At 74.6% G+C, this 18,588-nt stretch carries 17 protein-coding genes; 9 read left to right on the forward strand and 8 right to left on the reverse strand.

Translation table 11 applies throughout. The annotated features are described in order from the left end of the window. The first annotated feature begins 184 nt into the window (after positions 1-184). From AQJ66_RS29085 to AQJ66_RS29100, 4 genes are all read left to right on the forward strand, one after another. On the forward strand, positions 185-814 hold the full coding sequence (locus tag AQJ66_RS29085) for a ScbR family autoregulator-binding transcription factor (RefSeq protein WP_061928043.1): 630 nt from the start codon (positions 185-187) through the stop codon (positions 812-814). A 75-nt stretch (positions 815-889) separates the two neighbouring features. Beyond that, complete coding sequence (bla, locus tag AQJ66_RS29090) at positions 890-1,810, forward strand: class A beta-lactamase (RefSeq protein WP_061928045.1); 921 nt, start codon at positions 890-892, stop codon at positions 1,808-1,810. A gap of 70 nt (positions 1,811-1,880) precedes the next feature. After that, positions 1,881-2,945, forward strand: a complete 1,065-nt coding sequence (locus tag AQJ66_RS29095; protein ID WP_061928047.1) for a YihY/virulence factor BrkB family protein — start codon at positions 1,881-1,883, stop codon at positions 2,943-2,945. A 99-nt stretch (positions 2,946-3,044) separates the two neighbouring features. After that, positions 3,045-4,406 (forward strand): tannase/feruloyl esterase family alpha/beta hydrolase, encoded by a 1,362-nt coding sequence (locus AQJ66_RS29100; RefSeq protein WP_208611478.1) that lies wholly within the window; start codon positions 3,045-3,047, stop codon positions 4,404-4,406. Here the strand turns inward: AQJ66_RS29100 and AQJ66_RS29105 are convergent. After that, the gene (locus tag AQJ66_RS29105) at positions 4,384-5,970 is read right to left on the reverse strand and encodes a glycerol-3-phosphate dehydrogenase/oxidase (RefSeq protein ID WP_061928051.1); all 1,587 of its coding nucleotides are present in this window, start codon (positions 5,968-5,970) and stop codon (positions 4,384-4,386) included. The genes AQJ66_RS29100 and AQJ66_RS29105 overlap by 23 nt on opposite strands. Continuing rightward, on the reverse strand, positions 5,967-6,575 hold the full coding sequence (locus AQJ66_RS29110) for a TetR/AcrR family transcriptional regulator (protein WP_061928053.1): 609 nt from the start codon (positions 6,573-6,575) through the stop codon (positions 5,967-5,969). Before AQJ66_RS29110 ends, AQJ66_RS29105 begins: the two co-directional genes overlap by 4 nt. A gap of 85 nt (positions 6,576-6,660) precedes the next feature. On the opposite strand from AQJ66_RS29110, the gene AQJ66_RS29115 reads away from it, so the two are divergent. Then, positions 6,661-8,253, forward strand: coding sequence for an FAD-binding oxidoreductase (locus tag AQJ66_RS29115; protein WP_061928056.1), 1,593 nt, complete (start codon positions 6,661-6,663; stop codon positions 8,251-8,253). 34 nt (positions 8,254-8,287) lie between these two features. Continuing rightward, on the forward strand, positions 8,288-9,184 hold the full coding sequence (locus AQJ66_RS29120) for a YegS/Rv2252/BmrU family lipid kinase (RefSeq protein WP_061928058.1): 897 nt from the start codon (positions 8,288-8,290) through the stop codon (positions 9,182-9,184). Between the two features lie 9 nt (positions 9,185-9,193). Here the strand turns inward: AQJ66_RS29120 and AQJ66_RS29125 are convergent, their stop codons facing one another. Further along, positions 9,194-9,418: a hypothetical protein gene (locus tag AQJ66_RS29125; RefSeq protein WP_208611479.1), complete on the reverse strand. Its 225-nt coding sequence runs from the start codon at positions 9,416-9,418 to the stop codon at positions 9,194-9,196. A gap of 158 nt (positions 9,419-9,576) precedes the next feature. On the opposite strand from AQJ66_RS29125, the gene AQJ66_RS29130 reads away from it, so the two are divergent. After that, positions 9,577-10,065 (forward strand): MSMEG_6728 family protein, encoded by a 489-nt coding sequence (locus AQJ66_RS29130; protein WP_061928060.1) that lies wholly within the window; start codon positions 9,577-9,579, stop codon positions 10,063-10,065. 41 nt (positions 10,066-10,106) lie between these two features. Next, positions 10,107-10,961, forward strand: coding sequence for an oxygenase MpaB family protein (locus tag AQJ66_RS29135; RefSeq protein ID WP_061928062.1), 855 nt, complete (start codon positions 10,107-10,109; stop codon positions 10,959-10,961). Between the two features lie 7 nt (positions 10,962-10,968). Here AQJ66_RS29135 and AQJ66_RS29140 read toward each other — a convergent pair whose 3' ends face one another. The 3 genes from AQJ66_RS29140 to AQJ66_RS29150 all read right to left on the reverse strand — a co-directional run bounded on the left by AQJ66_RS29140 (position 10,969) and on the right by AQJ66_RS29150 (position 14,318). Then, positions 10,969-11,748, reverse strand: coding sequence for a DUF1206 domain-containing protein (locus tag AQJ66_RS29140; RefSeq protein WP_061928064.1), 780 nt, complete (start codon positions 11,746-11,748; stop codon positions 10,969-10,971). 129 nt (positions 11,749-11,877) lie between these two features. Further along, positions 11,878-12,291: an SRPBCC family protein gene (locus AQJ66_RS29145; protein WP_061928066.1), complete on the reverse strand. Its 414-nt coding sequence runs from the start codon at positions 12,289-12,291 to the stop codon at positions 11,878-11,880. A 116-nt stretch (positions 12,292-12,407) separates the two neighbouring features. After that, positions 12,408-14,318, reverse strand: coding sequence for an ATP-binding cassette domain-containing protein (locus AQJ66_RS29150; protein ID WP_167359193.1), 1,911 nt, complete (start codon positions 14,316-14,318; stop codon positions 12,408-12,410). A 370-nt stretch (positions 14,319-14,688) separates the two neighbouring features. Between AQJ66_RS29150 and AQJ66_RS29155 the strand changes: the two genes are divergently transcribed. Beyond that, entirely contained in the window at positions 14,689-16,389 is a 1,701-nt protein-coding gene (locus AQJ66_RS29155; RefSeq protein WP_244162968.1) for an LCP family protein, read from the forward strand. A gap of 67 nt (positions 16,390-16,456) precedes the next feature. Here the strand turns inward: AQJ66_RS29155 and AQJ66_RS29160 are convergent, their stop codons facing one another. Next, entirely contained in the window at positions 16,457-17,275 is an 819-nt protein-coding gene (locus AQJ66_RS29160; protein WP_061928070.1) for a CAP domain-containing protein, read from the reverse strand. 352 nt (positions 17,276-17,627) lie between these two features. Then, positions 17,628-18,281 (reverse strand): TetR/AcrR family transcriptional regulator, encoded by a 654-nt coding sequence (locus tag AQJ66_RS29165; protein ID WP_079060511.1) that lies wholly within the window; start codon positions 18,279-18,281, stop codon positions 17,628-17,630. Positions 18,282-18,588 lie beyond the last annotated feature (307 nt).

The following is an 18,588-nucleotide window of genomic DNA, read 5'->3' on the forward strand; positions in this document are numbered from 1 at the left end:
GTCAGGCCGCGGCCCGGGGCGGCCGGCTGCCCGGTCCGGTCCTGCGCGGGCGGACGACGGTGTTCCGGCCATGGCCGGGCGCCGGGGCTTGCCGCCCCGGGCGGCCGTAAACATACTGAACACGCGGTTTTACCGGGCCCGGAGGTGTGGACCCGTCTCCGCGCAGGCCCAGGAGGAGGGCGTCATGGTCAGGCAGGTCCGAGCGGTCCGTACGCGGCAGGCCCTCATCCAGGCGGCGGCGGAGGCCTTCGCCCACGACGGATACGCCCGCGCCTCCCTGCCCGCGATCAGCAGGCGGGCCGGGGTGAGCGCCGGCGCCCTGCACTTCCACTTCCCGAGCAAGGACGCCCTCGCCGGTGAGATCGAGAGCGCGGCGGCCCGCACGGTGGACGAGATGGCCGAGCGCTTCCGGTCCACGGGCGGCAGCGCCCTCGGAATGCTGGTGGCCGCGATCCGCCAGCTGGTGGTCGCGTTCGCCGCCGATCCGGTCGTGCGGGCCGGATTCGCGCTGAGCGGCGACCCCACGCGGGACGGCGGGGCGGTGGTAGTGGACTCCTGGCACGGCTGGGTGCGCGAGATGGCCGGCCAGGCGCAGGACGCGGGCGAACTGACGGACGGTGTCTCGCCCGAGTGCGTGGCCATGGCCGTGGTGGCCGCGACGGTCGGCTTCGAGGTGCTCGGCAGCCGCGACCCGGACTGGCTGTCCAACGAGCGCATGCTGGAGTTCTGGACCAGCCTGCTGCCCCGCCTGGCGGCCGCGCCCGGCCGCACCGTGGAGGCCGCGGCGAGCAGACCCCCGGTGGCCGCCGGCTGACCTGGCCCGCGCCACCCGGACGCGCCGGATGCTCATGCGCGGACGGTACAGCGGGAGCCGCGAGAGAGGACGACCTTGGACACCGCACGGAGCACCCCGTCCCGGCGCAGCCTGCTCACGTCCGGAGCCGGCGCGGCGCTGGCCGCCGCCCTGCCCGCGAGCGGGAGCGCCCGGGCCGCGACGTGGGAGGGCGGCAGGGAGATCGTGCGCCGGCTGAAGGGGCTGGAGCAGCGCCATGCCGCGCGGCTGGGTGTCCACGCCCGCGACACCGCCACCGGCCGGACGGTGCGGTACCGGGCGGACGAGCGCTTCCCGATCTGCTCGGTCTTCAAGACGCCGGCCGTCGCGGCGGTGCTGCGCGACCTCGACCGTGACGGGGAGTTCCTGGCCAGGCGCGTCCGCTACACGGAGCGGGACGTCAGGGACTCGGGCTACGCACCGATCACCGGCAGGCCGGAGAACCTCGCCGCCGGCATGGCCGTCGAGGACCTGTGTGCCGCCGCGATCCGCCACAGCGACAACGCGGCGGCCAACCTCCTGCTGCGGGAACTGGGCGGACCGGCCGCGATCACCCGGTTCTGCCGCTCGATCGGGGACAGGACGACGCGGCTCGACCGGTGGGAGCCCGACCTGAACTCCGCCGAACCCTGGCGTGCCACCGACACCACGAGCCCGTGCGCCATCGGACGGACCTACGCGCGCCTGGTGCTCGGCACCGCACTGGCACCCGGCGACCGCGAACGGCTCACCGGCTGGCTGCTGGGGAACACCACGGGCGGCGAGAGGCTCCGGGCCGGCCTGCCCGGCGACTGGACCGTCGCGGACAAGACGGGGACCGGGAGTTACGGCACCGGCCACGACGTGGGCGTCACCTGGCCCCCGGGGCGCGCACCGCTCGTCCTGGCCGTCCTCACGACACGGCACGAGCCGGACGCCTCGCCCGACAGCCGCCTGATCGCCGAGACCGCCGCACTGCTGGCGGGAGCGCTCACCTGACGGAGGGCGGCCCGGTGGCCGGGGCCACACGCCCCGGCGTAACCGCGCGTCCACGGGTTACTCGACGTGCATGGCAAAGTTGCATCTTCCGGGACACGGGAGCAGGCACGGCAGTGACGAGACCCCCGAGCGGCAGGCGCCCCCGCCCGAGGAGGCGGGGCCCGGGCCCGACGTGGACCGGCGGGCCCCGGACACGCCGGCCAAGCTGCCGCGCAAGGCCTGGGGCAAGGTCCTCAAGGGCTCGCTGCGCGAGTTCAAGGACGACGACCTGGCCGACCGCGCCGCAGCCCTGACGTACTACGGCGTACTCGCCCTCTTCCCGGCGCTTCTGGTGCTGATCTCCCTGCTGGGCATCACCGGCAGGTCGGCCACGAACACGGTGCTGGACAACCTCAAGAAGCTCACGCCCGGCCCCGCACGGGACATCCTCACCCGCGCGGTGGAGCAACTGCAGGGCAACGCGGGCACCGGCTCGCTCATGGCCGTCGTCGGCATCGTCGTCGCGGTGTGGTCGGCCTCCGGTTACGTGGCCGCCTTCATCCGCGCCGCCAACGCGGTCTACGACATGCCGGAGGGGCGGCCGGTCTGGAAGATCCTTCCGGTGCGCGTCGGCGTCACGGTCGTCCTGATGGTGCTCGCGGTGATCAGCTCGCTGATCGTCGTGTTCACCGGCGGCATCGCCCGCCACGCCGGGCAGGCCCTCGGCATCGGGGACACCGCGCTGACGGCCTGGTCGATCGCCAAGTGGCCGGTGCTGGTCCTGCTCGTCACGGTGATGATCGCGATCCTGTACTGGGCGACCCCCAACGCCAAGGTCAAGGGCTTCCGCTGGATCACCCCCGGCAGCCTCCTCGCCCTGGTCATCTGGCTGGTCGCGTCCGCCGGATTCGCGCTGTACGTCGCCGGCTTCGCCTCGTACAACAAGACCTACGGCACCATGGCCGGCGTCATCGTCTTCCTCGTCTGGCTGTGGATCAGCAACCTGGCGATCCTGCTGGGCCTGGAGTTCGACGCGGAGACCGCACGCCAGCGGGCGATCGCCGGCGGCTACCCGCCCGAGGCGGAGCCCTACGTCGAACCCCGCGACACCCGCGCCTGGGACGAGGACGACGTCCGCCGGCTCGACGACGCCTGACCGGCCGGGGCGCATGTGCCCGGTGCCCACTCAGGACGCTGGCGGAGTGTGCGTACGGCCCATGGTCGTGTGCGCGCCACGTCCCCAACGATGGGCCGCATGCGCCCCAGTCGACGAACCACGCTCCTGTCCGCCGCCGCGCTCGCAGCCGCGGCGGTCACCCCCGCAACCGAGGCCCGGGCCGACGGCGGCCGGACCGGCCGGCGCCGGATCACCGTCCCCGGCGCCGAGCGGCAGCAGGTCTCCCGCCACGCGGACCTGACGACCAGCGCCCTGACGGGCACGCCCTACACCGACCCGGCGGACTGGGCGGGACTCGCCGCCCAGGGCACCCACAACCCGTCCGGCGTGCCCGGCGTGCAGATCGACGGCTGCTTCCCCGACTCCTCCCGGCTGAACACCGCGCACGGCTGGAACCACGACGCCCAGTTCGTGCTCCGGCTGCCCGACGACTGGAACGGCGGGCTGGTCGTCACCGGCGCCCCCGGCGTCCGCAGGCAGTACGCGATGGACACCCTGGTCTCCGACTGGGCGCTGGCCCAGGGCTACGCGTTCGCCGCCACCGACAAGGGCAACAGCGGCCCCGACTTCTACACCGACGGCAGCCGCCCCGGCGACGCCCTCGCCGAGTGGAACCGGCGCACCACCCAGCTCACCCGGGCGGCGAAGGCCGTGGTGGCCCAGTACTACGGGCACGCGCCGCGCCGCACGTACATGACCGGCATCTCCAACAGCGGCTACCTCACCCGCTGGCAGCTGGAGAACCACCCCGAGCTGTACGACGGCGGAGTCGACTGGGAGGGGCCGCTGTGGCGGCCCGACGGGCCGAACCTGCTGACCTTTCTGCCCACCGCGGTCGCCCGCCAGCTCGGCCGCGCCGGCGACGAGGACATGTACGCCGCCGGCTTCGCCCGGGGCTCGGAGTTCCTGTGGCCGTACCACGAGAAGGCGTACTGGGGACTGACCCAGAAGATCTACCGCGCGGCCCTCGACTTCGACTACGACCCGGCGTGCCCGGGCGCCTCGGCCGGTACGACCGCCGAGGAGATCTTCGCCCCGTGCCCCTCCGACGCCGCCTACGACTACGCGGCGCGGCCCCGCGAGGTCCACGACGCGGTGGCCCGGATCTCGCTCACCGGCCGCATCGGCAAGCCGATGATCACCCTGCACGGCACCCTGGACGCCCTGATCCCCATCCGCGTCCAGTCCGACGTCTACGCCGGGATGATCGCCGGGCAGGGCCGCTCCCGGCTGCACCGCTACTACCGGATCGAGGGCGGCACCCACGTCGACAGCCTCTACGACACCTACCCGGACCGGCTGCGGCCGATCCTGCCCTGCTACCGGGCCGCCTTCACCGCGCTGACGGCCTGGGTGGAGCGGCACGAGGAGCCCCCGGCGAGCGGCACCGTCCCGCGGCCCGCCACCGGCGACCTCGTCAACACCGGTTCGCTGACCTGATCTCCTCGGCCGTCCGCGCCAGCAGGTCCTCGGCGACGGCGAGCGCCGCGGCGCGGTCCTCCGGCACGAGGCCGATCCGGGTGCGCCGGTCCAGCAGGTCCGCCGCGTCCAGGGCGCCCTCGTGCCGGGCGGCCCACACCAGCTCGGCCCGGGTCACCGGGTGCCCCGGCAGGACGGGCCGGGCCAGGGCGGGGTCCCGCTCGGCCAGGGCGTGCACGGCCGGTGCCTCGGTGCCGTAGCGGCGCACGAGCCGGCGGGCCACGGGCAGGGCGCGCAGCCGTGCGGGCGCGGCGGCACCGGCCAGCGGCAGCGCGGCGGTGGGGGAGGGGCGCGCGGGCAGGCCCCGGGCCCGCGTCGCGGCGTCCACGGCGTCCTCGGCCATCCTCCGGTAGGTGGTGAGCTTGCCGCCGACGACGGTCGTCACACCGTCGGGCGAGGTCAGCACGGCGTGCCGGCGGGAGATGTCGGCGGTGCGCGCCGGGCCGTCGTCGCCGGTGGTGTCCAGCAGCGGCCGCAGCCCGGCGAAGGCGCCGACGACCTCGTCGCGGTGCACCGGAACCTCCAGGACCGAGTCGAGCACGTCCAGCAGGAAGCCGATGTCGCTCTCGGGCACCTCGGGCACGTCCGGGACCGGTCCCTCGACCGGCTCGTCGGTCAGGCCGACGTAGACCCGCCCGTCGCCCTGGGGCAGCACCAGCACGAAGCGGTTGGTCTCGCCGGGGACCGGGATGTGCAGGCCCGCCGGCAGCACGCCGAGCCGCTCCGAGCGCAGCACCAGGTGGGTGCCCCGGGAGGGGCGGATCCGGATGCCGCCGGCGAGGTCGCCGGCCCACACACCGGCGGCGTTGATCACGGCCCGGGCCCGGATCTCGCCCTCCTCGCCGGTGAGTTCGTCGCGGACGCGGGCGCCCGTGCCGGTCAGCCCGAGGACCCTGACCCGGGTGAGCACCCGGGCGCCGTGCACGGCGGCGGTGCGCGCGAGGGCGGTCACCAGGCGGGCGTCGTCGGTCACCTTCCCGTCCCAGGACAGCAGCCCGCCGCGCAGGCCGTCCGGGCGCACCGGGGGCGCCAGCCGGCGGGCCTCCGCCGCCGACAGCCGGCGCGGCGCGGGCAGCACCCGCCGCGGGGTCCGGGCGGCCAGCCGCAGCATGTCACCCGCCCGGAACCCGGCCCACGCCAGCGAGGCCTGGGCCCGCGACACCAGCGGGGTCAGCGGCAGCACGAACGGCTGCGCGGCCACCAGGTGCGGGGCGGTGCGGGTCATCAGCACCCCGCGTTCGACGGCGCTCTCGTGCGCCACGTCGAACTGCGCGGAGGCCAGGTAGCGCAGCCCGCCGTGGATCAGCTTGGAACTCCAGCGGGAGGTGCCGAAGGCCAGGTCGTGCGCGTCGACGGCGACGACGTCCAGCCCGCGGGCCGCCGCGTCCAGGGCGGCTCCCGCGCCCGTGGCGCCGAGCCCGACGACCAGGACGTCGGCGATCCGGCCGTCCGCGGCCTCGGCCAGTTCCCGGGTACGGCGGGCCGCGTCGAGGGACGAGCCGGGCAGAGCCGTGGCGGTGCTCATGGCGTCAGGGTCCTCTCCAGGAGGGTGCGCAGCTCGCCGAGGAAGGCGGCCGAGTCGAGGGCGGGGTCGTCCTCGTCGGTCATCGTGCGCAGGGACAGGGTGAAGGACTGCACGATCAGCAGCAGCGCGCGGGCCTGCCGCTCGACGGGGGCGACCCGCACCGACCCGTCCGCGTGGCCCTCGCGCAGCGCGTCGGCCAGCAGCGCCAGCAGCGCCTCCTGGCTGGCCCCGCGCCGGTCCAGGACGTAGGGCAGCAGCAGCTCGGGATCCACGTCGACGATCTTGCGGAACAGCGGGTGGGCGCGGAACGCCTCCACCCCCGCCACCAGTCCCGCCACCATCCGGGCGCGGGTGTGCGTACCGGGCGCCGGCTCGGGTATCGCGCGGGTCGCCACGCCGATCCACTCACGGGTCATCAGGTCGCCCACCAGCGTGCGCAGGTCGGGCCAGCGCCGGTACAGCGTCATCCGGGACACGCCGGCGCGGCGCGCCACGTCGGCGAGGGTGGTGCGGCGGACTCCGACGGCCAGCACACAGTCGCGCACCGCGTCGAGCACGGGGTCGCTGCCCGGGGTGTCCTCACCGTTGTGACGAATAGGCGTCATGTGTCACAGTGTAACGCCCCGGGGGCCGGGCGGCCGACGCCGCCGCGCCGACCCGGGCACACCGAACCGTGAGGACGAGCCTTCGATGGACATGCTGTGGAACGGCTGGGGCGACCCGGCCAAGGCGGCCCCGCTGCCCGAGACGGTGACCGGACTGCTGCGCGACCTGCTCGGCGTCAAGCCGCGCAGCGCACCCCCGCTCGCGCTCGAGGACATCCGTCTGCCCGGCTCCACGGCGGACCCCGCCGCGCTCGCGGCGCTGGCCCGTGCGGCCGGCGGCGAGGAACACGTGCGCACGGACGCGGAGAGCCGCATCCGCCACACCCGCGGCAAGTCCACGCCCGACCTCCTGCGCCTGCGCGCAGGCGACGTCTCCGACGTCCCGCAGGCCGTCGTCCTGCCCGCCTCCCACGACGAGGTCCTCGCCGTGCTCGGGGCCTGCGCCGCGCACGGCCTGGCCGTCGTCCCGTTCGGCGGCGGCACCTCCGTCGTGGGCGGACTCGCCCCCGAACGCCGCCCCTTCGTCGCCCTCGACCTGCGCCGCATGAACCGCCTGCAGGCCGTGGACCCGGTCTCCCGCACCGCCGTCCTCCAGGCCGGCCTGCGCGCCCCCGAGGCCGAGGCCCTGCTCGCCGGGCACGGCTTCACCCTCGGCCACTTCCCGCAGTCCTTCGAGTGGGCCACCATCGGCGGCTTCGCCGCCGCCCGCTCCAGCGGCCAGGCCTCCGCCGGGTACGGCCGCTTCGACGACATGGTGCTCGGCCTCACCCTCGCCACGACCGAGGGAACCGTCGAGACGGGCCGCGCCCCCCGCTCCGCCGCCGGACCCGACCTGCGCCAGCTGGTCCTCGGCTCCGAGGGCGCCTTCGGCGTCATCACCTCCGTCCTCGTACGGATCCGCCCGCTGCCCGAGACGCGCCACTACGAGGGCTGGCGGTTCGCCTCCTTCGACGTGGGAGCCGCCGCCCTGCGCCGCCTCGCCCAGGACGGACCCCGCCCGACCGTGCTGCGCCTGTCCGACGAGACCGAGACGCTCATCGGCCTCGCCCAGCCCGACGCCATCGGCGCGGGAGCGGCGCACAGCGACGCCGGATGCCTCGCGATCACCGGCTACGAGGGCACCGCCGAGGACACCGCGCACCGCCGCGCACAGGCCGCGGCCGTCCTCACCGCCTGCGGCGGCACCCTCCTGGGCGCCGAACCGGGCGAACGCTGGGCCCACGGCCGCTACTCCGCGCCCTACCTGCGCGACGCCCTGCTGGACGCCGGCGCCTTCGCGGAGACACTGGAGACGGCGGCGTTCTGGTCCGCCGTCCCCGGCCTCTACGACGGCGTGCGCACCGCGCTCACCGACGCCCTCACCCGGGCCGGCACCCCGCCCCTGGTGATGTGCCACATCTCCCACGTGTACGAGAACGGCGCCTCGCTGTACTTCACCGTCGTCAGCGCCCAGGGCGAGGACCCGGTGGCACACTGGGCGACCGCCAAGCACGCCGCCAACGACGCCGTACTCGCCGCCGGTGGCACCATCACCCACCACCACGGGGTGGGCACCGACCACCGCGACTGGTACGTCAGGGAGGCCGGACCGCTGGGCATCGCGGCCCTCCAGGCCGTCAAGCGGCGCCTCGACCCCGAGGGGATCCTCAACCCCGGCGTCCTGCTCCCCACCGACTGACCCCGACCGGACCGCTTGCCCCGGAGGCACACCGATGCGACAGTTCACCGCCGTCGTCAACCCCACCGCGGGCGACTCGACCGGGGCCGCGGCGCTGCTCCACGTGGCCCGCCTGCTCCGCGAGGCCGGGGCCGCTCTGGAGACGGAGTACAGCCACAGCCTCACCCACGCCCAGGAGATCGCCCGGCGGGCCGGGGAACGCGGCCGGGTGGTCCTCGCGGTCGGCGGCGACGGCATGGCCGGCGGCATCGGGGGAGCGCTCAGCGGCACCGGCACCGTCCTCGGGCTCGTCCCCGCCGGCCGCGGCAACGACTTCGCCCGCGCCCTCGGCCTGCCCCGCGACCCCGCCGACCTCGCCGACGTCCTGCTGCACGCCGAACCCCGGCACGTCGACACCATCGAGGTGGAGTCGGCCGCCCACCACCGCACCGTGGTCCTGGGCAGCGTGTACGCGGGCGTCGACGCGCTGGCCAACCGGCACGCGAACGACAGCCGGCTGCTGCGCGGCGCCGCCTCCTACTACGCCGGCGGCCTGCGCGCCGTCACCCAGTGGCGGCCGGCCGACTACCGCGTCACGGTCGACGGCGAGGAGCACCCGCACCGCGGCTACACCGTCGTGGCCGCCAACTCCCCCTACTACGGCTACGGCCGCCTCATCGCCCCCGGCGCACGGGTCGACGACGGACTGCTCGACGTCGTCCTGATCCGCGAGGCGCCGCGCCGGCTGTTCTTCACCCTGATGAACGAGCTGAAGACCGGCGCCCACCTGCGCCGCCCCGAAGTGCGCGTCCTGCGCGGCCGGGAACTGCGCATCGAGGCCACCCGGCCCGTCCCCTACGGCGCCGACGGCGAGGTCGAGGCCACCTTGCCGGTGACCCTGCGGGTGCGCCCCGCCGACCTGCCCGTCCTGTACCGCCCGGCCGGTGCGTGACGCCCGAGGTCAGGCCCGGGACTCGGCCTCCCACCGGTCGGGTCCCACACCGCGCCAGTCGATCAGCGGCGAGTCGGCCACCTCCTCCGGCTCGATCTCCAGTCCCGCCCGGCGCAGGAACTCCACCAGGTCCCGCACGCTGTGCGCGAGGCCGAGGATCTCGCCGTCGACCCGCACCCGGCGGCCGCCGGTCGGGGACGGCAGGTGCACGATCACGGGGCGTTTCCCGTCCATTGCTCCAGCATCGGCCGGATCGGCGGCCCCCGCACCCGGGAGGCGCGAACCGCCGGGTCGGTCCGCTGCACCGGTTCCGGCCGGTGCCCTCCGGGCACTCGGCGGGGCGACCGACCCGCCCGGGACGGCGACGCCGGCGAGGTACCAGGAGGGCCGCCATGCAGACATTCCTGCCCGACCCCGACTTCCACCGGTCCGCCCTGCTCCTGGACCGCCGGCGCCTCGGCAAACAGCGGGTCGAGGCGCTCCAGGTCCTGCGCGGCCTGACCGTGCCGGGATACGGGTGGCGCCGGCATCCCGCCGTACGCATGTGGACGGGGTACGAGGAGGCACTCGTCCGCTACGGGCTGGAGATCTGCCGGGTCTGGCGGGACCAGGGGCACCAGGACAGCTGCGCGGCCTCCCTCGTCGCCGGTCTCGCCCACGTCCGCCCGGGCGCTCCCGTCCGCGACCAGCCGGCCCTCGCGGCCGCCGGGGAACTGCCGCCCTGGCTCGGCGACGACGCCTTCCACCTGAGCCACCGCTCCGCGCTCGTCCGCAAGGACCCCGACACCTACGCGCCGGCCTTCCCCGGGACACCGGACGATCTGCCCTACGTGTGGCCCCGGTCCGACCGGGAACGAGACGATGTGCCTGTCCCCCGCTGACGAACGGTCGCGGCGGGCGGGACGAGAGACGGGAGTGACTCGTGCTGCCGGACGTCCGCGCCGAGCTGGGCGCACTGCTCTTCCGCCGGGTGGCGGGTCCGGACGGACCCGCCACCCGCGCCCGCATTCACGACACACCGGGCCCCCGCTGGTTCGCGCCCGACCGCCCCATCCGCGTCGTGCACGGCGACGCCGCCATGTTCGCCGGCGGGCTCAGCGCCCTGCTCCTGCAGTCCCTGCACCCCCTGGCCATGGCCGCCGTGGCCGCGCACTCCGGCTACCGCGGCGACCCCTGGGGGCGGCTGCAGCGCACCAGCGCCTTCCTGGCCGTGACGACCTACGGCACGGCGGCGCACGCGCAGGCGGCCGTGGACCAGGTCCGCGGCATCCACGAGCGGGTGCGCGGGACCACGCGGGACGGCGAGCCGTACCACGCCGCCGACCCCCATCTGCTCGGCTGGGTCCACGCGGCCGAGACGGAGTGCTTCCTGCGCGCCCACCGGCGCTACGGTTCCCACCCGCTGGACCCGGCGGGCTACGACGCCTACGTCGCCGACACCGCGCGCGTCGCCGAGGCCCTCGGTGTCACCGACCCGCCGCGCGACCGGCGCACCCTGTCCGCACGGCTGAACGCGTACCGGCCCGAGCTCCGGCTCACTCCCGAAGCCCGGGCCGCTGCCCGCTTCCTGCTCCTCGACCCTCCGCTGCCGCTCGCCGTCCGCCCCCTGTACGGCGCTCTCGCCGCGGCCGGGGTGACCCTGCTGCCTTCCTGGGCCCGGACGCTGCTGCGGCTGCCCCGTGTGCCCCTCGTCGAGGACGTCACGGTGCGCCCGGCCGGTCACCTGCTCACCCGGACCATCCGCTGGGCCATGTCCCCGCCACCGTACCGCCGTTGACGGGACGTCAGAGCTTGCGCCAGCGGGCCTCGCACCAGGAGAAGACGCCGAACGCCGCCAGACCGAGCGCGATCACGGCGAGCAGCCACGGGCCCGCCGGCAGATCCCGGAACGCGCGCAGGGTGTCGTCCATGCCCTTCGCCTTGCCGGGCTGGTGCCGGACCGCCGCCACCAGCGCGAACACACCCGCCACGGCGAACACGATCCCGCGGGCCGTGCCACCCGCCACACCGAAGAAGCCGGTGACCTTCCGCGCCTTCGCGGACATGACCGCCGTGTTCAGGTGCTTGCGGAACTTCTTCATCACGGCCCGGGCCGCTATGTACAGCCCGGCGCCCACCACGGCCGCTCCGGCGATCCCGACGATCCACTGGCCGCCCGGCCACCCCAGCACCGTGGCGGTCATGTCGTCGGTACGGCGGTCGGAGGAACCGCTCCCACTGCCCTTGTCGCCGGCGGCGTACGAGAGCACCGACCAGGACACCACGCCGTAGAAGACGAACCGGCCGGCGGCCATGGCCCGCTTGGACGGCTTGCCCCCGTCCGTGCCCGCGCCGCCGAACACGGCCTGCGACAGCCGCCACAGCGCCATGCCGGCGAGCGCGATGCCGACGATCCACAGCATCGCCGACCCGAACGGCCGCTGGGCCAGCTCGCTCAGCGCCCCACCGCGGTCGGCCTGCTTGCCGCCGCTGTCACCACCGAAGGCGATCTGCAGGGAGATGACCCCCACCAGGAGATAGATCAGCCCGCGGGCGGCGAAACCCGCGCGCGCCGCCGCGGCCATCGCCGGGCTGTCCGCCGCACGGCGCGCCCCGCCCCGTCCACCCGCTGCCCATGCCTGTGCATTCATACTTCAGCCGATGCCCCCGGACCCCGGTCCGACACCTGGGCTCGTGGGGCCGGGCGCCCGGTCTCAGCCCGCCGGGTCGCCGCCCCGAGTCCGCACCCGCTCCTCCAGCCGCAGCAGACTGCGGTCGAGGGCCTCGCACACCCGCTGCTCGCCCGGGTCGTGGCCGGCGTCGAAGAAGGACAGGTGCACGGTCACCTCACTGGCGCCGCTGCCGATCCCCGCGACCTGCAGCCAGCCGGCGTACCCGCCCTGCTCGCGGGTGCCCCACTCGAGCCGCATCTGGTCGCCCTCGGCGCGCAGCACGGCGGAGGTGTCGTGGTCCCGGTGGTCCTCGTGCACGGTGACGGCGGGCGGCTCCTCGGCCCGGACGTGCAGGTCGTCCGGCAGCCAGGCGTCGAGCTGCCCGACGTCGGCGGCCCGGTCGAAGACCTGCTCGGGCTCCGCGGCCATCGTGCGGGAGCGTTCGTACTCGGCCATCGCGGCACCGTCTCTCGGTCGGCATCGGTACCCCGACCGCGTGCCCGTTTTGCCCCGTTCGAAAGCTCCGCCCGGGAGCCCCGCCCGAGCGCCCTCGCCGCGCGGCCCGCGCGCGTTCAGCGGTCGTGGGAGAGTTCCAGCAGCTCGGCGAAGGTGCCGCCCGCGTGCACGAGGTCGTCGTAGGAACCCTGTTCGGTGATGCGGCCGTCCTCCAGCACGACGATGTGGTCGGCGATCCTGGTGTTCTCCAGCCGGTGCGTGACCACGACCGTGATCCGGTCGGCGGCGACGGCCTTGACACGCTCGAAGACGCCGTGTTCGCCGCGCGGGTCCATCTGCGAGGTCGGCTCGTCGAGGATGAGCAGTTCGGGCCGGCGGTACAGGGCGCGGCTGCAGGCCAGCCGCTGCCACTGGCCGCCGGAGAGCTCGGCCCCGCCGAAGATGTCCCGGGCGAGCAGGGTGTCCAGCCCCGCGGGGAGGGCCTCCACCGCCTCCCGCATGCCGACCGCGTCGACGGCCTCCCAGACGGGCCCGTCGTCGCCGGTGCGGGGCTGGCCGAGGGTGACGTTCTCCCGGACCCGCAGCGGCCACTGCGCGAAGATCTGCGGCACCAGGCCGGTCCTGGCCCAGACCGTGGCCGGGTCGGCGTCGGCGAGGTCCGTGCCGTCCCAGCTGACACGGCCCTTGTCGGGCAGGTAGATCCCGGTCAGCAACCGCGTCAGCGTGGACTTCCCCGAGCCGTTGACGCCGACGATCGCGAGGATCGTGCCCTTGCGCAGCGTCAGGGACACGCCGTCCACGGCCGGCCGGTCCTTGCCGGGGTAGCGGTAGACCACCTCCTCGAGCCGGATCTCCTCGACCGGTCCGCCGATGTCGCGCTGTCCCCGCCGCGGCGCCCGTGCCGCCGCGTCGTCCAGGAACGCCTGCATGTCACCGAGGTAGAGGCTGGTGTGGAAGACGGCGGCGCCGTTGACCACCACCTGCGACAGGGCGGCGAGCGTGGTCTGGACGGCGACGACCGCGGTGGCGGCGATGGCGAGCGCGATCCGGCCGGTCACCGCCAGCCAGGCCAGCGCGCCCCAGGCGGCCACCAGGAAGACCCCGCCGGCGAGCGAGGTGAGCAGCGCGATCCGCAGCATCCGCGGCGCGGCCGCCAGCGTGCGGCGGTCGCACCGGTCGGACAGCGACCGGTACCAGAACACCAGGTAGTCCGTCATCGAGTTGGCGCGGACCTCGTCACCGTACTTCGAGGTCGTGGCCCACCAGCGCATCATCCCGCGCACGTTGCGGTCGGCCACGTTGGCGTAGTGGATCTCGTAGTCCACCCGGGCGGTCAGCACCGCGCCGATCCCCGCGGGCAGCACGGCGAGCAGGAGCAGCGGCAGCATCACGAGGTTGAGCACGGACAGCACCCCGCCCGCGGTGACCATGCGGATGAGCGCGGACAGGAACCGCTGGGCGTCGGCCACCATCACCAGGGTCCGCATCACCCCCATCTCCGCCGCCTCCTGCCGGTCGGTGAACCCGTCGACCGCGTAGGCCGCCGCCTCCACCCGGCACACCGCCTCCACCAGGGCGCTGTCGGTCTCCGTGGTCAGCCGCGGGGTGATCCGGCGGTCGGCGTACGCCGACACCGCGGTCGCGCCGCGGCCCAGGGCGGCCGCCACGGCCAGGACCAGGAGGGCGGGCCACGCCGCCCCCAGCCGCTGCCCGACCGTTCCCGCACCGAGGACCGAGCCCATCGCCCGGGCCGTCGCGGCGAGCTGGACCGCCGCGGAGAGGCCCGTCACCACCTGGCAGCCGGCCAGCAGTTGCACCGCCCGGCGGTCGGTGCGCCACGACAGCCGGGCGATCCGGGCCAGCACCGCCGGGATCTGCGCGCACATCCGCCCGAAGGAGACCTCGGCGAGCGGGTTGACCGAGTACTGCCCGCTGTACCGGATCTCCGCCGGCGGCGGCGGTGGCGGAGCCGTGTCCTGCTGCTCGCGTGCGTCGGCCTGCGTCAACGTGACCCCCTGACATCGCATCCGCTGTTCACGCGGCTCAACGACCCGGCACGCACGATCGAACACACGTGTTTCGGACGTGTCCCGATCCCCGGCACCGCGGGCGTCACACCGCCTCCGCCGTGCACCGGCCCTTGCCCCGCAACGGCGGTCGGCCGGAGGAGGGATGGCCGAAACGCCGGCTACGGGCGCCGCGGCGACGCCGGCGAGAGAACCCTCACCTGTGAATTCGCACAGGATCTGTGCTGTTTCGGCCATGGGTTTGTTAGATTGCGCAACTACGCGATCAGGCGGGGCCCGTGCCGCGCTGCCTGCGCTGACACCGCCTCGCACGCCCGGCCCGCCTCCCGACGGCCGGTCCGCCGAGCCCGACCGGTCATGGGAGTGGGAGATGAGCGACCCGTGGGACGGCCCGGGCGGCCAGGCCACGCGCAGCCGTAACCTGGAGATGCCCCAGCAGCGCACGGCCGGATCCGAGACGATACGTCCCGCGGGCGGCCGGGCGGCCGCCCGGCAGGCGTCCCGCGCGCGCACCGGCAAGGGCGCCCGCAGGGCCGCACCGGTACGGCGCGGCAGGCGGGCCCTGAAGATCGTCGGGGTGGGCCTGTCCGGGGTCATCGTGGCCACCGCCGGCGCCGGCTGGTGGTTCTACGAGCACCTCAACGGCAACATCCACAGCGTCTCGCTCGACGGCAAGGGCGGCGCGGAGAAGGCCGACGCGTTCGGCCGCACCCCGATCAACATCCTGGTCATGGGCTCGGACGGCCGCACCAGCAAAGCCGACTGCGAACTCGGCGGCGGCTGCTCGAAGACCGGCGTGCAGACCGGCAGCAACGCGGACGTGGAGATGGTGGTCCACATATCCGCCGACCGCTCGAACGCCACCGTGATGAGCATCCCCCGCGACACCATGACCAAGGTCCCGGCCTGCAAGGACCCCGCGACCGGCAAGGCGACGACCGGCTACTACGGCCAGATCAACAGCGCGCTGCAGTACGGTCCCGCCTGCCAGGTGGCCACCGTGCACGACCTCACCGGCGTCCCCATCGACCACTTCGTCAAACTGGACTTCTCCGGCGTGGTCAAGATGTCGGACGCGGTCGGCGGCGTCTCCGTGTGCGTCAGCGACGACGTGTACGACACCTACTCGCACCTGAAGCTGTCCCGGGGCACCCACACCCTGAAGGGAGTCGGGGCGCTGGAGTTCGTCCGTTCCCGGCACGGCTTCGGCGACGGCAGCGACCTCGGCCGCACCATCTCCCAGCACATCTTCCTCAGCGCGATGATCCGCCAGTTCAAGAGCGCCGGCACCCTCACCGACCCCACCGCGGTGTACAAGCTCGCGGACGCCGCCACCAAGGCGCTGACCGTCGACGACGGCCTCGGCACCGTCAAGAAGCTGATCGGGCTGGCCACCGACGTCAACAAGGTGCCGGCGAAACGCATCACCTTCGCCACCATGCAGACCGCCCCCGACCCGGCCGACGACAACCGGGTCGTCGTGGGCCAGGGCGCGAGGACCCTCTTCGCCACCATCGCCGAGGACCGGTCCCTGACGACCGGTTCCGGCGGGAAGTCCGCCGCGGCCGCCGCGACCGCGAAGGCCACCGCCCCGGCGGTGCCGGCGTCCCGGATCGCCGTGACGGTCGAGAACGGCACGAGCATCACCGGCCGCGCCTCCGCCGTCGCCACCGCGCTCGCCGACCAGGGCTTCAGCCCGGCCACGACCACGGCGAACGCGCCGAGCGCGGCGGCCACCACCACCCTCACCTACGGCCCCGGCCAGAAGGCCGAGGCGAAGACCGCCGCCAAGGCCCTCGGCCTGCCCGGCTCGCACCTCAAGCAGGGCACCGGCAGCGGCTTGATCCTGGTGGTGGGGGGCGACTGGCCGAGCGGCACCGGCTACCCCGGCGGCGCGTCCTCGTCCGCCGACGCCAAGACCGCGGTCGGCGGCGCCCACGCCCAGACCGCCGACCAGGCCAAGACCTGCGCCAAGGTCAGCCCGTACCGGACGGTCGAACTGAACGGCGTCCCGATGACCCCGGCCCAGGCGTACGCGGCGGCCCGCGGCAAGCCCGACTCCGACGAGTGAGAACCCCGGCCCCGCGAAGGGGCCGAGGCTCTCGTCGGTAGGCGGCCGGGGCCGCCGTGTCACCGGCTCAGCGGCTGGTTCCGAAGTCCTGCGTCCAGTAGCTGTTCGGCTGCGCGAGGCCGACGCCTATCTCCTTGAACGAGCAGTTGAGGATGTTCTCGCGGTGTCCGGGGCTGGCCATCCAGCCCGCCATGACGTCCTCGGGCGTGGCGTATCCGTAGGCGACGTTCTCGCCGTAGGAACTCCACGCGTAGCCGGCGCCGGTGATGCGGTCCCCGGGGGAGGACCCGTCGGACCCGGTGTGGGACATGTTCTGGTGGGCCGCCATGTCGTCGCTGTGCGCCTGCGCCACCTTGGTCAGGGTCGCGTTGAGCGTCAGGGCGGAGCAACCCACCTTGCTCCGCTCGGCGTTGACCAGCTCCACGATGCGCGCGACGACCGAGGACGCCGTGGCGGCGGGCTGCGGGGTGCTCGGCGCGGAAGCAGGCGCGGAGGCGGTGGGCTTCGGGCTGCTCGGCCGCGGCACGGTGGCGGTGGGCGTGGCCGCCGGGGCGGTGGCGGTGGGTGCGGGCTTCGGTGCGGTGCTCCGTGGAGTGCCCGGAGCCGTCGGGGCGGTGACCGGCGCGGCCGGCTTCGCCGCCGCGGTCTTGCCGGCGTGGTGGTGGTGGCGGTGGTGGCGGTGGTGCGGAACCGGGGTGCCGTACTGCCAGGGCCCGGCCGTGTACGCCGCCGCTGCGGCGCCGGCGGGGGCGGGGGAGGGCTGACCCGCCTCGCCGTCCTGCCAGTCGCCACAGGCCATGGCGACCGACGGGACGCCCACGGCGCCCACGACGGCGGCGGCGATGACGAACCGGCGGTAGTGCTGCTGCTTGCGGTGCTTCCCCATGCGTGACCTCACTCGGAATCGCCGAGCGTCCTTGCGCGGCTTGCTCTGGGCAGACTCCGCTTCCGAGCCGCGGAATCGCCTTGCGGGCCGTCATTGTGGGAACGGCGCCGAAGAGCACGCAAAGGGCCTCGCTACTACCTCGCCTCGTAGCGGGAGGACCCTCTTGCCAAGTGTGGGGGGACGTGCTGAACCAGTGGTCACCGGTCAGCCGGGAGACTGACCTGCCGTCAGGACCCGCTGCAGGTGGCGGTACCGGGGGAAGCGGACCGGTGGACCGCGCGTCGCCGGATCCGCCGGGCCGTCCACCTACGTCAAGCCGGACAAATCCCTTATGTCGTCGGAGGCGCGCCTACTATCCGGCACCCATAGGTTGGGGGGCGGGTGTGGGGGATGTCACGGAACCATCGGTTCCACTTTTGGCGTCCGCCCGCCGGACGGGTCCGGCGGCCTCTCGGGCGTGCGGGGTCAGGGCCTCCTGGAGCAGTGCTCCGTAGTGCCGGATGAGCTCCTTGCGGTCGGCCCGCAGCAGGCCCTCGTCCCCCGCCACCCACAGGGCGTACAGCAGGCCCGCGGCCGTCGAGGCCGCCAGCCGTGCGCGCAGGTCGGCGTCGGGGCCGGGCAGGCGGTTGCGGAGGGGTTCGATCAGCACCCGCTCGTGGGTCCGCCGCAGCCGGTCGAGGATCTGCGGCTCGTCGCTGCCGTGCACGAGGGCGAGGAAGATGCCTCGGGCGGACCCGTCGAGGTCGAGGAGGAGTTCGGCGAGCCGCTCTCCCAGCTGCTCCACCGCGACGTCGAGCAGCGGGGCCTCGTCGACGGTCAGGTGCATGGTCTCGAGGAACAGCAGTTCCTTGCTCTTGAAGTGGCGGATCACCAGCGCGGGGTCGGCCCCGGCGTCGGCCGCGATCCGGCGGACGGTGGTCCGGGCGAACCCCTGGTCCCGGAACAGCCGGGCGGCGGCGGTCCGGATGGCTTCGCGGGTGGCGGTACCGGTTCCGGTCGGCGGCATGCGGCACAGCATAGGCGGCGGTACACCGCCTTTCGGTGATTCCGCGATTCCCCCAACTCCCTTGCCGTGAGGGTGCGGCAGCGCCGAGGGGGACTTGCGGACCGGCATTCGTGAGCGTTCCGAGAAGTTCGGTCAACTATGTTGACTCGCCGTTCCGGCGGCCGCACATTACCTAGCAGTAGAACCGCACGGTAACCCCACGTCCGCCGGCCGCCACCCCCACCGCCCGAGCCGCCCCACGCCTGCGAGCCGGCATGCCGGCGGGCACCGTCACGCCCCTCGGCCGCGCGTACCTCCTCGCGCGCCC

Origin of the sequence: Streptomyces bungoensis (assembly GCF_001514215.1) — a bacterium.
Taxonomy (GTDB): Bacteria; Actinomycetota; Actinomycetes; order Streptomycetales; family Streptomycetaceae; genus Streptomyces; species Streptomyces bungoensis.